This window comes from Pantoea sp. NGS-ED-1003 (assembly GCF_000738765.1).
Lineage (GTDB): Bacteria > Pseudomonadota > Gammaproteobacteria > Enterobacterales > Enterobacteriaceae > Pantoea > Pantoea septica.
The window spans coordinates 61,094-76,573 of sequence record NZ_JPQA01000006.1 but is presented as its reverse complement, the minus strand read 5'-3'; the positions used below and the strand labels follow the sequence as shown (position 1 = coordinate 76,573).

Below are 15,480 nucleotides of genomic sequence, written 5' to 3'. Positions count from 1 at the left end.
TTAACCACTTACGTTTACTCACTCACGTCAGAAAATGACGCTGCATGACACGCTGAGCCTCGGCTGGAAAGTCTGACCATTCTTAACGCAACCCTTACGGTTTGCCGATGGAAAAACAGACGGGGCTTCGCGGATAATACGCGGCGTGATGATTGATAAACGCAATAATCCCCTGAAAAGGAGGGGGTTTTTTCTTTCTACTTCTGGCAAGACTGTTAACCATGACTAATGCGTCCCGCACCTTCCGTTCCCGCTGGCTTAAATGGCTGCTGCTGTTCATCCTGATGGTGATTATTGCCGGCGTTGTCTGGCGGATGCTGCCGGCCGGCAAAGGAGAGGGCGCGATGCCGCCCGGCGGTCGTCACGGCGGACGCGGCGGGCCGGCGGGCATGGCGATGATGGGCGGCGGCGCGACGCTGGTGCACAGCGGCGTGGCGACCACCGCCGACGTGCCGGTTTACCTCAACGCGCTCGGCACGGTGATCCCTAACGCCAGCGTTACCGTCACCAGCCGCGTCGACGGCCAGCTGGAGAAGGTCTACTTCACCGAAGGGCAGAAGGTCGAGGCGGGCCAGCTGCTGGCGCAGATCGATCCGCGCGGCTTTCAGGCGACGCTGAATCAGTACCAGGCGGAGCTGAGCGAAAACCAGGCGCTGCTGAAAAGCGCCGAGCTGACGCTGGCGCGCTACCGCAAACTCTACGCGCAGGATTCGCTGGCGCGTCAGGATCTCGACACCCAGACCGCCACCGTCGGGCAGTATCGCGGCGCGGTGGCTGCCGACCAGGCGCAGATCGCCAGCGCGAAGCTGAGCATTGAGTATGCGCGCATCACCGCGCCGGTCAGCGGCCGCGTCGGGCTGCGGCTGGTGGACCCGGGTAATATGGTGCAGAGTTCCAGCACCACCGGGCTGGTGACCATTACCCAGATGCAGCCCGCCGCCGCGACCTTTAGCGTGCCGCAGAGCAATATCCCCGAGCTGATCAAGGCGCTGCACAGCGGCCAGACGCTGCCGGTCACCGCGTTCGACCAGGACAACAGCCGCGCGCTGGCGCAGGGCGAAGTGAAGTTCATCAGCAACCAGATCGACACCAGCACCGGCACCGTGGCGCTGAAGGCGACTTTCGCCAACGAGGACGAGGCGCTCTACGCTAACCAGTTCGTCAATCTGCGTTTGCAGACCAGCATCCTGAAAGGGGCGACGGTGATCCCGTCGCAGGCGTTGCAGCTGAGCAGCGACGGCAGCTTTGTCTTTGTGATCAATAAAGACAACAGCGTGACGCGCAAAGCGGTCTCCGCCGGTCCGGCGTTCGGCGACGACAGGCAGGCGATCCTCAAGGGCGTCGAGCCCGGCGATCGGCTGGTTACCGAAGGGATCGATCGCCTGACCAACGGCAGCAAAGTGCAGCTGGCGGATGAGACGCAACCGACCGCAACCGCCGAGGCAAAATGAATCCGTCACGCCTGTTTATCCAGCGCCCGGTCGCCACCATCCTGCTGATGGTGGGCGTGCTGGTCGCCGGCATTTTTGCCTATAAATTCCTGTCGACCTCGGCGCTGCCGCAGGTGGACTATCCCACTATCCAGGTCACCACCCTCTATCCCGGCGCCAGCCCCGACGTGATGGCGTCGTCGGTGACCTCGCCGCTGGAGCGCCAGCTGGGGCAGATGGCGGGGCTGAGCCAGATGACCTCGACCAGCTCCAGCGGCTCCTCCATTATTACCCTGAAGTTCGGCCTCGATCTCTCGCTCGACGTGGCAGAGCAGGAGGTGCAGGCGGCGATCAACGCCGCCAACAATCTGCTGCCGACCGATCTGCCTAACCCGCCGACCTATAAAAAGGTCAACCCGGCGGACAGCGCGGTGATCACCCTGGCGGCCAGTTCAGACACCCTGCCGCTGACCCAGGTGCAGGATCTGGTGAATACCCGCGTGGCGCTGAAGCTGTCGCAGATCGCCGGCGTCGGCATGGTGACGCTGGCGGGCGGCCATCAGCCGGCGATTCGCGTGCAGATGAACCCGACGGCGCTCGCCGCTCATCATCTGACGCTGGAAGATGTCAACACGCTGATCGGCAACAGCAACGTCAACGGCTCCAAGGGCGGCTTCGACGGCAAATATCACTCGGTGACCATCGACGCCAACGACCAGCTGCGCACTGCCGAGGAGTACGGCAACCTGATCCTCACCTATCAGAACGGCGCGGCGCTGCGCCTGAAGGATATCGCCCATATCGAGCAGGGGCCGGAAAACAGCTTCCAGTCCGCCTGGGCCAACAACAGCCCGGCGATTGTCATCAGCGTGCAGCGCCAGCCGGGCGCCAACGTGATTCAGGTGGTGGACAACATCAAGGCGGCGCTGCCGACCCTGCAGGCCGCGCTGCCGGACGGGGTAAAGATAACGATACTTTCCGATCGCACCCAGACCATCCGCGCCTCCATCAGCGACGTGCAGTTCGAGCTGTTGCTCTCCATTGCGCTGGTGGTAATGGTCACCTTTCTGTTCCTGCGCAACGTGGCGGCGACGCTCATCCCCAGCGTGGCGGTGCCGCTGTCGCTGGTGGGCACCTTCGGCGTGATGTATCTGGCGGGCTTCAGCCTCAATAACCTGTCGCTGATGGCGCTGACCATCGCCACCGGCTTCGTGATCGACGACGCCATCGTGGTGGTGGAGAATATCTCGCGGCGGCTGGAGGAGGGCGAAACGCCGATGCAGGCGGCGCTGAAGGGCTCGCAGCAGATCGGCTTTACCATTATCTCGTTGACCTTCTCGCTGATTGCGGTGCTGATCCCGCTGCTGTTTATGGGCGATGTCGTTGGGCGGCTGTTTCGCGAATTCGCCATTACCCTGGCGGTGTCAATTCTGGTGTCGATGCTGGTGTCGCTGACCTTAACGCCGATGCTGTGCGCTTATCTGCTGCGCCATATCCCACCGGAGCGGCAGTCGCGCTTTGCGCGCAAGGGCGGCGAGCTGTTCGACAAGCTAATCCGCGGCTATGACCGGCTGCTGACGGGGGTGCTCAATCACCAGAAGCTGACGCTGCTGGTGGCGCTGGCCACCTTCGCGCTCACCGCGCTGCTCTATATGGCGGTGCCGAAAGGCTTCTTCCCGACCCAGGACACCGGGCTGATCCAGGGTATCACGCTGGCATCGCAGGATGTCTCTTTTAGCGAGATGGCGAAGCGTCAGCAGGCGCTGGCGAAGGTGGTGCTGGCCAACCCGGCGGTGGAGAGCGTCTCTTCCACCATCGGCATCGACGGCAGCAACACCAGCCTCAACAGTGGACGTCTGCAGATTAACCTGAAGCCGTTCGACCAGCGCGACGACAAGGCCGACGTGGTGATTAAACAGCTGCAGCAGGCGGCGACCCAGGTGGCGGGCATTCAGCTCTATATGCAGCCGGCGCAGGATCTGACGGTTAACGATCAGGTGACGCCGAGCCAGTATCAGTTCACCCTCGACGATGCCGACAGCGAAAATCTGGTCAGCTGGTCGCCGCAGCTGGTGGCGGCGCTGCAGAAGCGGCCGGAATTCAACGGCGTGGTCAGCAACCTGCAGGATCAGGGGCGCATAGCCTGGGTCGAGCTGAACCGCGATAAAGCGGCGCGCTACGGCATTACCGCCTCGGACGTCGATACCGCGCTCTACAACGCCTTCGGCCAGCGTCTGGTCTCGACCATCTTCACCCAGTCGAACCAGTATCGCGTGGTGCTGGAGGTGGCGCCGCAGTATCAGCAGTCGCCCGCCTCGTTTGAGGATATCTATCTGCAGCCCGCGACCAGCAGCAGCAGCGCGACGTCGGGCAGCTCGACCTCAACCTCGACCAGCGCCAGCTCGACCTCGACGACCAGTTCGACGTCCGCCACCAGCACGACCGCGGGCATGGTGAAGCTGACCGCTGTCGCCACCATTCATCAGCGCGCCGGTTCGCTGATGCATATGCGGCTGAATCAGTTCCCGGCGGTGACGATCTCTTTTAACCTGAATAACGGCTACTCGCTGGAGGATGGGCAGAAGGCGATCGCCGAGGTGCAGCAGCAGCTGGCAATGCCGTCGAGCATTACGCTGCGCTATCAGGGCGAAACCGCCGCCTTCCAGAGCGCCACCGGCAATACCCTGTGGCTGATCCTCGCCGCGCTGCTCACCATGTATGTGGTGCTGGGCATTCTCTACGAGAGCTTTATTCACCCGGTGACTATTCTCTCCACGCTGCCCTCGGCGGCGGTCGGCGCGCTGCTGACGCTGCTGCTGGCGGGCAGCGAGTTCAGCCTGATTGCGCTAATCGGCGTGATCCTGCTGATCGGCATCGTGAAAAAGAACGCCATTATGATGATCGACTTTGCGCTGGAGGCGGAGAACAAGCAGCACCTCAGCCCGCGCGAGGCGATCCATCAGGCCTGCCTGCTGCGCTTTCGCCCGATTCTGATGACCACCATGGCGGCGCTGCTCGGCGCGCTGCCGCTGATGCTGGCGTCGGGCTCCGGCGCGGAACTGCGCCAGCCGCTGGGGCTGGTGATCGTCGGCGGGCTGATCGTCAGCCAGGTGCTGACGCTCTTCTCCACGCCGGTGATCTATCTCTGGTTTGACGCCGTCGCGCAGCGCGGCAACGGCTGGGTGACACGCCGCCAGCAGCGGTCGCGAGGCGCGTCATGAACCTGACGCGGCTGTTTATCTTCCGGCCGGTCGCCACGCTGCTGCTGACGCTGGCGATCCTGCTGCTCGGCGCGCTCGGCTACCGGCTGCTGCCGGTGGCGCCGCTGCCGCAGGTCGATTTCCCTACCATTATGGTGAGCGCCAGCCTCGCCGGCGCCAGTCCGGAAACCATGGCGGCGACGGTGGCGACGCCGCTGGAGCGCGCGCTCGGGCAGATCGCCGGCATCAGCGAAATGACCTCCAGCAGCTCGCAGGGATCCGCCAGCATTATTTTGCAGTTTGAGCTGGACCGCGATATCAACGGCGCGGCGCGCGACGTGCAGGCGGCGATCAACGCCTCGCGCAGCCTGTTGCCGAGCAGCATGGCGTCGCTGCCGACCTACCGCAAGGCTAACCCCTCCGACGCGCCGATCGTGATGCTGGCGCTCACCTCGGAGACGCGCACCCCCGGCGAACTCTACGATCTGGCCGAGAGCAAGATCGAGCAGGCGATGGGGCAGGTGAAGGGGGTAGGCGAAGTCTCGCTGATGGGCAGCGCGCTGCCTGCGGTGCGTATCGACCTGCAGCCGCAGAAGCTGACGCACTACGGCATCGTGCTCGATACGGTGCGCAGCGCCGTCGCCAACAGCACCACCAATTTGCCGAAAGGGATGCTGCAGGGCAGCAGCCAGTCGTGGGTGGTGGACAGCAACGGCCAGCTCGACAAGGCGGCGCAGTACCGCGATCTTATCATCGCTTATCAGGACGGCAAGGCGGTGCGGCTGCACGACGTCGCCACCGTCTACGACTCGGTGGAGGATCAGTATCAGGCCGGCTTCCTTAACGCCGCGCCGTCGGTGATGATCGGCATTAAGCGCCAGGCGGGCGCCAATATGCTTGACACTATCGACGCCATTAAGGCGCAGCTGCCGGCGCTGGAGAAAGATCTGCCCGCCGATACGCAGCTCAACGTGGTCATCGACCGTTCGCCCGGGGTGCGCGCCTCGCTCTACGACACCGAAGAGACGCTGCTGATCGCGGTGCTGCTGGTGATCGCCGTGGTGTTTATCTTCCTGCGCAACCTGCAGGCGGTGGTGATCCCGGCGCTGGCGCTGCCGGTGTCGCTGATTGGCACCTGCGCGGTGATGTATCTGCTGGGCTACAGCCTCGACAACCTGTCGCTGATGGCGCTGATCATCTCCACCGGCTTTGTGGTGGATGACGCCATCGTGGTGCTGGAGAACATTACGCGCCATATCGAAGAGGGCTTAGGGCCGGTGCGCGCGGCGGTGCGCGGCGCGCGCGAGGTGAGCTTTACCGTGCTGTCGATGACGGTGTCGCTGATCGCCGTCTTTATCCCTATCCTGCTGATGGGCAGTATCGTGGGCCGCCTGTTCCGCGAATTCGCCGTTACCCTCACGGTGTCGCTGCTGATCTCGATGTTCGTCTCGCTCAGCCTGACGCCGATGCTCTGCTCGCGGCTGCTGAAGCGCAAGCCGCGCGTCACGAAAAGGCCGCACCCGGTCTATCAGTTTATCGAGAACCATCTCAACGCGCTGCTGGCCGCCTATGCGCGCGGGCTGAACTGGGTGATGCGCCATCAGAAGTTGACGATGTTCAGCCTGCTGCTGACCGTGCTGCTCAATCTGTTTCTTTATAGCGTGGTGCAGAAGGGCTTCTTTCCCAATCAGGATACCGGCCTGCTGATGGGCGCGCTGCGCGCCGAGCAGAATATTTCGTTTCAGGCGATGAAGCCGAAAATGCTGATGTTCACCAAAATCATTCAGGCCGATCCGGCGGTAGAGAGCGTCATGTCCTCGATGGGCAGCGGCATGTTCGGCTCGCGCAACAGCGCCAATTTCTTTGTGCGGCTGAAGGATCTCGACCAGCGCGACGTCACCGCCACCGAAGTGGCCAACCGGCTGAGCATGAAAACCAGCCATATCGCCGGCGCGCAGATGTTTCTGATGGCGGCGCAGGATCTGCATATCGGCGGACGCAGCGCCAACGCCAGCTATCAGTACAGCCTGCAGGCGGACGACCTCGATCTGCTGCGCAGCTGGACGCCGAAGGTGCAGGCGGCGCTGGCGGCGATCCCGCAGCTCAACAGCGTCGATTCCGACTCGCAAACCGGCGGCCAGGAGGTGGTGATTAATATCGATCGCGATCGCGCCACGCGCCTCGGCGTCAACGTGCAGATGCTCGACACCATGCTCAACAACGCCTTCAGCCAGCGCCAGGTCGCCACGCTCTATCACACGCTGAATCAGTATCACGTTGTGATGTCGCTTAACAGCAGCTACACGCGCGATCCGGCGATTTTGCAGCAGCTCTATGTGGTTAACGACAGCGGCGATCGGGTGCCGCTCTCCGCCTTCGCTACGCTGACCAGCGGCAACGCGCCGCTGTCGGTGGCGCATCAGGGACAGTCGGCCACCAGCACCGTCGCCTTTAACCTCAACGACGGCGTCTCGCTGGAGCAGGCGCAGGCGCTGATCAAGCAGGCGATGGCGAAGCTCGGTCTGCCCTCCAGCATCCAGGCCGGTTTTGCCGGCACCGCCGCCGCCTTCGGCCAGCTGACGGCCACCATGCCCTGGCTGATCCTGGCGGCGCTGGCGGCGGTCTATATCGTGCTGGGCGTGCTCTACGAGAGCTACGTGCATCCTCTGACCATCCTCTCGACGCTGCCGTCGGCGGGCGTCGGCGCGCTGCTGCTGCTGTTGCTCACCAACACGCAGCTCACGGTGATCGCGCTAATCGGCATCATCCTGCTGATCGGCATCGTCAAGAAGAACGCCATTATGATGATCGACTTTGCGCTCGACGCCGAGCGCCGTCTCGGCCTGACGCCGCAGCAGGCGATTGTGCAGGCCTGCCTGATGCGCTTTCGCCCCATCATGATGACCACGCTGGCGGCGTTTTTCGGCGCGCTGCCGCTGGCGCTCGGCAGCGGCGGCGACGCCGATCTGCGCAGCCCGCTCGGCATCGCCATTGCCGGCGGCCTGGCGCTGAGCCAGCTGCTGACCCTGTTTACCACGCCGGTGGTCTATCTCTGGTTCGACCGTCTGAGTCGCGCCACCCAACGTCAGTGGCGCCGTTTGCGCCATGCGGGATCCTGATTGATGAAAACGCTTTCTCTCGCTTTACTGCTGCTGCTCGGCGGCTGCGCCGTCGGCCCCGACTATCAACGCCCCAGCGCCAGCGTGCCGCTGCACTATAAAGAAGCCAAAGGCTGGCAGCGTGCCACGCCGCAGGACGATCAAAGCAAAGGCGAATGGTGGGCGGTCTATCACGACGACACCCTGAGCGGCCTGCTGCGGCAGGTGAGCATCTCTAACCAGAACGTCGCCAGCTACGCCGCGCAGTACCGCGAAGCGCAGGCGCTGGCCGCTCAGTCGCGCGCCGCGCTCTTTCCCACGCTCGGCTATGACGCCAGCGCAACGCGCAGCGGCACCCGTTCGACCAACAGCGGCGCGCGCAGCGTCACCAACAGCAACTCGGCGCAGCTAAGCGCCAGCTGGGAGGCGGATCTGTGGGGCAAGCTGCGCCGCACCCGCGAAGAGAATGCCGCCAGCGCCCAGGCAAGCGCCGCCGAACTGGCGAACGTGACGCTCAGCGCCCAGTCGGAGCTGGCGCAAGACTATTTTCAGCTGCGTATTATGGATGAGAAGATCGCGCGCTATCAGCAAAGCGTGGCGGCCTACGATCGCTATCTGAAGGTCATTGAGAATAAATACCAGGCGGGCAGCGAATCGCGCGCCACCCTGGCGCAGGCGCAGATGCAGCTGGAGAGCGCGCGCGCCTCGGCGCTCGACCAGCAGTGGCAGCGGGCCCAGATGGAGCACGCTATCGCGCTGCTGATCGGCAAAGCGCCGGCCGACTTCAGCCTGCCGGCGGCGAAGCTGACCGCGACGCTGCCGCCGCTACCGCAGGCGCTGCCGTCGCAGCTGCTGCAGCGCCGTCCCGATATCGCTTACGCCGAACGCAACGTCGCCGCCGCCAACGCCGCCGTCGGCGTGGCGATTGCCGGCTACTATCCCGATCTGACGCTGAGCGCCAGCGGCGGCACCAGCGCCTCGGCGCTGCATAATCTTTTCTCGCTGCCCTATCGCGTCTGGTCGCTCGGCCCCGATCTGAGCGGCACGCTGCTCGACTTCGGCGCTACCTCGGCGAAGGTGGATCAGGCGCGCGCCGCCTGGGACGCCAGCGTCGCCAGCTATCGCCTGGCGGTGCTGACGGCGATGCAGGAGGTCGAGGACGATCTGGTGGAGCTGAACACCCTGACCAGCGAGCTCGCGGCGCAGCAGCGCGCCACCGATGCCGCGCGCGAGTCGGCACGCGTCACGCGCAACCAGTATGAGGCGGGTATGATCGACTATCTCGACGTCGCCACTACCGAAACCAGCAGCCTGAGCGCGCAGCAGAGCCTGCTGACGCTGCAAAGCACGCAGTGGGTTGCCAGCGTGGCGCTGATCGCCGCGCTCGGCGGCGGCTGGCAGAGCGCGCCCTAAATCGCGCCTTTACGCTTGTCGAACGACGTCAGATCCTGCATCGTTAGGAACCTTTTTAGCGATGCTATGGAGCTGGCATGTTGTTTACATTTTTACGTCTGGTCTGCCGCCTGCTGTGGCGGGTGGAACTGCGCGGCGACGCCGCCGCGCTGCATCAGGGAAAAGTGCTGATCGCGCCGAATCATATCTCTTTTCTCGACGGCGTGCTGCTGGCGCTGTTCCTGCCGATCAGACCGGTTTTCGCGGTTTACTCCGCCGTCAGCGATCGGTGGTATATGCGGCTGGTGAAGCCGCTGATCGATTTCGTTCCGCTCGATCCAACCCGGCCGATGTCGATCAAGCAGCTGGTGCGGCTGATCGACAGCGGCCGTCCGGTGGTGATTTTCCCGGAAGGGCGCATTACCGTGACCGGCTCGCTGATGAAAATCTACAGCGGCGCGGGGTTCGTCGCCGCCAAATCGCAGGCCAACGTGGTGCCGATGCGCATCGAAGGCGCGGAGTACACCCCTTTCGGCCGCCTGGCGGGCGTCTTTAAGCGCCGCCTTTTTCCCCGTATCACCCTGACCATCCTGCCCGCCACGCGCATTCCGATGCCGGAGGCGAAGCGCGCGCGCGACCGACGCCAGCTCGCCGGCGAGCACCTGCACCATATTATGATGGAAGCGCGCATGGCGGTGCGCCCGCGCGAAACGCTCTATGACGCTTTCCTCAACGCCCGCACCCGCTACGGCGCCTTCAAGCCCTGCATCGAAGACGTCAACATGCAGCCCGACAGCTATACCGGCCTGCTGAAAAAGGCGCTCGGCGTCGGGCGCATTCTTGAGCGCTACAGCCAGCCGGGCGAGATCGTCGGCCTGCTGCTGCCGAATGCGACGGTGACCGCGGCAGCGATCCTCGGTGCGTCGATGCGCGGGCGCGTGCCGGCGATGCTCAACTACACCGCCGGCGTCAACGGCATGCGTGCGGCGCTCACCGCATCGCAGGTGAAAACTGTCTTCACCTCGCGCCAGTTTCTGGAGAAGGGCAACCTCTGGCATCTGCCGCAGGGGCTGACCGAGGTCGAGTGGATCTATCTGGAGGATCTGCGCGACACCGTGACGACGCAGGACAAGCTCTGGATCCTCGCGCATCTGCTGCTGCCGCGCCGCGCGCAGGTGGCGCGCCAGCCGGAAGAGGCGGCGATGGTGCTCTTCACCTCCGGCTCGGAAGGTAACCCCAAAGGGGTGGTGCATTCGCATAAAAGCCTGCTGGCGAACGTGGAGCAGATCCGCACCGTGGCTGATTTCACCCCGCGCGATAAATTTATGTCGGCGCTGCCGCTGTTCCACGCCTTCGGCCTGACGGTGGGCCTGTTCACGCCGCTGATGACCGGCGCGCAGGTGTTTCTCTACCCCAGCCCGCTGCACTATCGCGTCGTGCCGGAGCTGGTCTACGACCGCAACTGCACCGTGCTGTTCGGCACCTCGACCTTTCTCGGCAACTACGCGCGCTTTGCCGCGCCTTACGATTTCGCCCGCCTGCGCTACGTGGTGGCGGGCGCGGAGAAGCTGCAGGAAGCGACGCGCCAGATCTATATGGAGAAGTACGGTATCCGCATTCTGGAAGGCTACGGCGTAACCGAATGCGCGCCGGTGGTGGCGATCAACGTGCCGATGGCGGCGAAAACGCACACCGTCGGCCGTATCCTGCCGGGCATGGATTCGCGGCTGATGTCGGTAGAGGGCATCGAGCAGGGCGGAAGGCTGCAGCTGCGCGGGCCGAATATCATGAACGGCTATCTGCGCGTCGAGAATCCCGGCGTGCTGGAAGCGCCCGTCGCCGACAACGGCGAAGGGCAGATGGAGGCGGGCTGGTACGATACCGGCGACATCGTCTCCTTTGACGAAGGCGGTTTCTGTCAGATTCAGGGGCGCGCCAAACGCTTCGCCAAGGTCGCCGGCGAGATGGTATCGCTGGAGAGCGTCGAGCAGATCGCCCTGAAGGCGTCGCCGGAGAAACAGCACGCGGCGTCGCTGCGCGCCGATGGCAACCGCGGCGAAGCGCTGGTGCTCTTTACCACCGACGCCGGGCTGAAGCGCGATGGGCTGCAAAAGGCGGCGCGCGAGCTGGGCGCGCCGGAGCTCGCCGTGCCGCGCGACATTCGCGTGATGAAACAGCTGCCGATGCTGGGCAGCGGCAAACCGGACTATGTCAGCCTGAAAAAACTGGCGGATGAGGAGCAGGCATGAGCAGGCTAAACACGCAGGCGATGTCGCTGAGGTCGCGCGGCATGCTGGCGGTGATGGGCGCGCAGTTCTTCTCCGCCTTCGGCGATAATGCGCTGCTTTTCGCCACGCTGGCGCTGCTGAAAAGTCAGCTCTATCCCGAGTGGAGCCAGCCGGTGATGCAGATGTTGTTCGTCGCCGCCTATATTCTGCTGGCACCCTTTGTCGGTCAGATGGCGGACAGCTTCGCCAAAGGCCGCGTCATGATGTTCGCCAACAGCCTGAAGCTGCTGGGGGCGCTGCTGATCTGCTTCGGCTTTAATCCTTTCGTGGGTTATACGCTGGTGGGCATCGGCGCGGCCGCTTATTCGCCCGCCAAGTACGGCATTCTTACCGAGCTGACCTCCGGCGAGAAGCTGGTGAAGGCCAACGGCATGATGGAGAGCTCTACCATCGCCGCGATCCTGCTCGGATCGGTATCGGGCGGCGCGCTCGCCGACTGGAGCCTGCCGGCGGCGCTGGCGCTCTGCGCGGCCACTTACGCGGTGGCAGTGGCGGCAAACCTGTTTATTCCTGCGCTTGCCGCGGCGCGGCCGGGGCAGAGCTGGCACCTCGGCGCGATGCTGCGCCGCTTTTTCCATGCCTGCTCAACGCTGTGGCATAACGCGGAGACGCGCTTTTCCATTCTCGGCACCAGCCTGTTCTGGGGCGCGGGCGTGACGCTGCGCTTCCTGCTGGTGCTCTGGGTGCCGGTGGCGCTCGGCATCAGCGACAACGCCACGCCGACGACGCTCAACGCCATGGTGGCGATCGGCATCGTGGTCGGGGCCGGCGCTGCGGCGAAGCTGGTGACGCTGGAGACGGTGCGCCGCTGCATGCCCGCAGGCGTGCTGATCGGCGTGATGGTGGCGATCTTCTCGCTGCAGCATTCGCTGGTGAACGCGTACCTGCTGCTGATGGTGATCGGCGCGCTGGGCGGCTTTTTCGTGGTGCCGCTTAACGCGGTGCTGCAGGCGCGCGGCAAGGCGAGCGTCGGCGCGGGCAATGCGATCGCGGTGCAGAACTTCGGCGAGAATATCGCCATGCTGGTGATGCTGGGGCTCTATACGCTGGCGGTGAAAGCGGGCGCGCCTGCGGTCGCGACCGGCGTCGGCTTCGGCGCGCTGTTTGCGCTGGCGATTGCGGCGCTGTGGCTGTGGCGGCCGAAAGCCGCCGCGCGTTAAAACTGCAGGTGCTGGTCCGAGAGTAAACCGTGCGCTTGCGTTATTCGGTTGAGTTCGGCCAGCGCCGCCGCGTTAACCTGTCGCCACGGCTGTGGCGATGCGGCGACAGAAGGCTCTCTGCATTGCCTGCCGCCGCGCTCTTTTTTGTTCTCTTTAGCTTTCACCCAACAACCTCCGTGCCTCGCGCGCCACGTTTTCCATTTCGTCCTGCAGCTCCAGCAGCTCTGGCTCCAGGTCGTCGATATCGCCGATCTGGCGCAGGTTCTTCTCCAGCTGACGACAGAGTTGCTTCATGCGCGGCACGCCGCTGTAGCTGGCGCTGCCGTGCAGCTTATGAATGATCTCGCGCAGTCCCTGCACATCTTTCGCCGCCATAAAGGCGTCGAGTTTTTCATGCACCTCAGGTAGAAAGTCGAGCAGCATTGTCAGCATATCACGCGCCAGATCGGGCTTGTTCGCCGCCTGGCGCAGCGCCAGCTCCCAGTCGAGCGACGGCGAAACGGCAGGCACCGGCGGCAGCACAGCAGGCAGCGCCGGACTGTAGCGCGCCAGCAGCTGGCTGAGCCGGGTTTCGTCGATCGGCTTCGCCAGATAGTCGTTCATCCCGGCTTTAATCAGATGTTCGCGCTCGCCGTCGATGGCGTGCGCGGTGACCGCCACAATCGGCGTACTGGCGTGCAGCGGCAGGCTGCGAATAATTTCGCTGGCGCGAATGCCGTCGATCTCCGGCATCTGGATATCCATCAGGATGATATCCAGCGGCTGCGCGCGTGCTGCGGCGATCGCCTGCTCGGCGTTGTTGCATAACAGAATATGCTGCACCTGCTCCTCCAGCAGCGCGCCGATCAGCTTGAGGTTGGCGGGATTATCGTCCACCGCCATGACCCGCAGCGGCAGACGCGCGCCGTTGGGCAGTTCGCTGCGCTGGCGGGTATGCAGATCGGCCAGCAGCGGCAGCAGACGCGTGGTGGAGACCGGTTTGGTGATGCAGCCGTGAATGCCGCGCACCTTGAGCCGATCCGCCAGCAGCATCATGGCGCTCGGCAGTGCCAGCAGCACGCAGTCGGCGCGGTTGAGCAGGGCGTCGATAAAGGCGTCGTCCAGCAGCTCCTGCTGCGTGATGTCGATCGGCAGCCCGACCAGCAGCAGCGGATAGTGCGGCTCACGCAGGCCCGACAGCGTTTCGCTGTGCTCGACCTGCAGCGGCGTAACGCGCAGCATCTTCAGCGCCGCGTCGGCCGAGGCGGCATGCGCTTCGACATAGGCCATGCGCGAGCGCGACAGGGCGTCGAGCGCGCGCGGCAGCGTCGGCGCGTTGGGATTGAGATCGAGCTGTATCCGCACCCAGAAGGTCGAGCCTTCGTTGACGCGGCTGTGGAAGGCGATCTCGCCGCCCATCTCGCTGACCAGCTTCTGGGTGATCACCAGCCCCAGCCCGGTGCCGCCGTGGCGGCGGGAAATACTGGCGTCCGCCTGGCGAAACGCCTGAAACAGCTGGGTTTGCTGCTGCTCGGAAATGCCGATGCCGGAGTCGTGCACCTGAATCTCCAGCTCGACGCGCGTGGCGCTGACGGCGCGCTGTTCGACGCGCAGATCGATAGTGCCGCGCTCGGTAAACTTAATGGCGTTACCCAGCAGATTGATCAGAATCTGCTGCAGGCGCAGCGGATCGCCGATAACGTTATCCGGCACGCTGCTGTCGCACAGCACCGTCAGCTCCAGCCCTTTTTCGTGCGCCGACGGCGCCAGCAGCACGATGGTTTCATCCAGGGTGGCGCGCAGCGGGAAAGGGATCGACTCCAGCACCAGCTTGCCCGCCTCCAGCTTGGAGAAGTCGAGCACATCATTGATAATGCTGAGTAAATTATTGGCTGAGCGCTCAATGGTGTGCATGTAGTCGCGCTGGGTGGTGCCAAGGGCGGTTTTCAGCATCTGACGGGTAAAGCCGATCACGCCGTTGAGCGGGGTGCGCAGCTCGTGAGACATATTGGCGAGAAACTCCGACTTGATGCGCGCCGCTTCCTGGGCGCGCTTTTTCGCCAGGTCCAGCTCGACGTTCTGAATTTCCAGCTGCTCCAGCGTTTCCCGCAGATCCCAGGTCGCCTGATCGATATTGTGCTGCATCTCTTCATGGTAGGCGGTGAGCGACATCGCCATGGCGTTGATGCCGTTTTTCAGAATGCTGAGCTCCCCCAGCATATAACCCTCGACGCGGCTGTCGAGCTGACCGCGACGAATGCGGTCGACGGTGGTAACCATATTGCGAATCGGACCGGTAACGTCGCGCATCAGGCGATAGGCGAACAGCATGGCGAGGCAGAGACAAAACAGCAGCATCAGGGTGGCGACAAACACTTCTTTATACTGCTGCAAACGCACCGACTGGAGATCGAGCTCGATCGCCACGTAGCCGAGCGGATTGCCCGCCGGTTTCGCCTCTTCGCTCGGCTGTTCGTCTACCGCATAGTGCTCAGAGGTTATCGGCGTGCGCAGGATCAGCAGTGTGCCGTGGCGCTCCATCGAGACGTCGTCCGGCAGCGCGTGGATATCCTCTTTCTGCAACAGGCTCAGGTTCTGATTGTTATTCGAGGTGACGTAGAGACGGTTATTGTTGTCGAACACGGAAATGGCGCGGACAATATCGGAGTGACGGCGGTGCAGCAGGCTGACCAGCGCGCGCAGCGCGTCGCGGTCGTGCCAGCTCATACTGTATTCGCTGGAGATCGCCAGCGGCTCGATGATGCTGGCGCCCGCGTCCACTACCTGCCGCTGCAGTTCGTTGTAGCGATGCACCACGAAAAACGAGCTGAGCAGCAGCCCGATCATTAACGTCGGCGCCAGGATTAAAATCATCATTCGCGCCCGCAGGCTGTATTTCGTCATAATAGTCGCTGGCTTAGCCTGTTATCCCT

8 protein-coding genes are annotated in these 15,480 nt (G+C 63.8%); 6 read left to right on the top strand and 2 right to left on the bottom strand.

The window, feature by feature from the left end; all coding sequences use genetic code 11:
- Window positions 1–221 precede the first annotated feature (221 nt).
- The 6 genes from JS46_RS13540 (at window position 222) to lplT (ending at window position 12,568) form a co-directional block, all read left to right on the top strand.
- Window positions 222–1,451 (top strand): MdtA/MuxA family multidrug efflux RND transporter periplasmic adaptor subunit, encoded by a 1,230-nt coding sequence (locus JS46_RS13540; RefSeq protein WP_033752140.1) that lies wholly within the window; start codon window positions 222–224, stop codon window positions 1,449–1,451.
- Window positions 1,448–4,651 carry an efflux RND transporter permease subunit gene (locus JS46_RS13535; protein ID WP_033752137.1) on the top strand — a complete coding sequence of 1,068 codons (3,204 nt, stop codon included), beginning with the start codon at window positions 1,448–1,450 and terminating at the stop codon, window positions 4,649–4,651. The genes JS46_RS13540 and JS46_RS13535 overlap by 4 nt, the downstream gene beginning before the upstream one ends.
- Window positions 4,648–7,749, top strand: a complete 3,102-nt coding sequence (locus JS46_RS13530) for an efflux RND transporter permease subunit (protein ID WP_033752134.1) — start codon at window positions 4,648–4,650, stop codon at window positions 7,747–7,749. The genes JS46_RS13535 and JS46_RS13530 overlap by 4 nt, the downstream gene beginning before the upstream one ends.
- Window positions 7,750–7,752: 3 nt before the next feature.
- Window positions 7,753–9,141 (top strand): efflux transporter outer membrane subunit, encoded by a 1,389-nt coding sequence (locus JS46_RS13525; protein WP_033752132.1) that lies wholly within the window; start codon window positions 7,753–7,755, stop codon window positions 9,139–9,141.
- A 77-nt stretch (window positions 9,142–9,218) separates the two neighbouring features.
- A complete protein-coding gene (gene aas, locus JS46_RS13520; protein ID WP_033752131.1) occupies window positions 9,219–11,369 on the top strand; it encodes a bifunctional acyl-ACP--phospholipid O-acyltransferase/long-chain-fatty-acid--ACP ligase in 2,151 nt (716 codons plus the stop codon).
- Window positions 11,366–12,568 (top strand): lysophospholipid transporter LplT, encoded by a 1,203-nt coding sequence (gene lplT, locus JS46_RS13515; protein ID WP_033752130.1) that lies wholly within the window; start codon window positions 11,366–11,368, stop codon window positions 12,566–12,568. Before aas ends, lplT begins: the two co-directional genes overlap by 4 nt.
- Here the strand turns inward: lplT and JS46_RS24195 are convergent.
- Both JS46_RS24195 and barA read right to left on the bottom strand, forming a co-directional pair.
- The gene (locus JS46_RS24195; RefSeq protein ID WP_152560704.1) at window positions 12,565–12,732 is read right to left on the bottom strand and encodes a type II toxin-antitoxin system CcdA family antitoxin; all 168 of its coding nucleotides are present in this window, start codon (window positions 12,730–12,732) and stop codon (window positions 12,565–12,567) included. The genes lplT and JS46_RS24195 overlap by 4 nt on opposite strands.
- Window positions 12,722–15,451: a two-component sensor histidine kinase BarA gene (barA, locus tag JS46_RS13510; protein WP_033752129.1), complete on the bottom strand. Its 2,730-nt coding sequence runs from the start codon at window positions 15,449–15,451 to the stop codon at window positions 12,722–12,724. Before barA ends, JS46_RS24195 begins: the two co-directional genes overlap by 11 nt.
- Between the last annotated feature and the right edge of the window lie 29 nt (window positions 15,452–15,480).

Coding starts and splice junctions, on each gene's coding strand:
- aas (WP_033752131.1), top strand. CDS start 9,219: ATGTTGTTTACATTTTTACGTCTGGTCTGCCGCCTGCTGTGGCGGGTG.
- JS46_RS13530 (WP_033752134.1), top strand. CDS start 4,648: ATGAACCTGACGCGGCTGTTTATCTTCCGGCCGGTCGCCACGCTGCTG.
- JS46_RS13540 (WP_033752140.1), top strand. CDS start 222: ATGACTAATGCGTCCCGCACCTTCCGTTCCCGCTGGCTTAAATGGCTG.
- JS46_RS13525 (WP_033752132.1), top strand. CDS start 7,753: ATGAAAACGCTTTCTCTCGCTTTACTGCTGCTGCTCGGCGGCTGCGCC.
- JS46_RS13535 (WP_033752137.1), top strand. CDS start 1,448: ATGAATCCGTCACGCCTGTTTATCCAGCGCCCGGTCGCCACCATCCTG.
- barA (WP_033752129.1), bottom strand. CDS start 15,451: ATGACGAAATACAGCCTGCGGGCGCGAATGATGATTTTAATCCTGGCG.
- lplT (WP_033752130.1), top strand. CDS start 11,366: ATGAGCAGGCTAAACACGCAGGCGATGTCGCTGAGGTCGCGCGGCATG.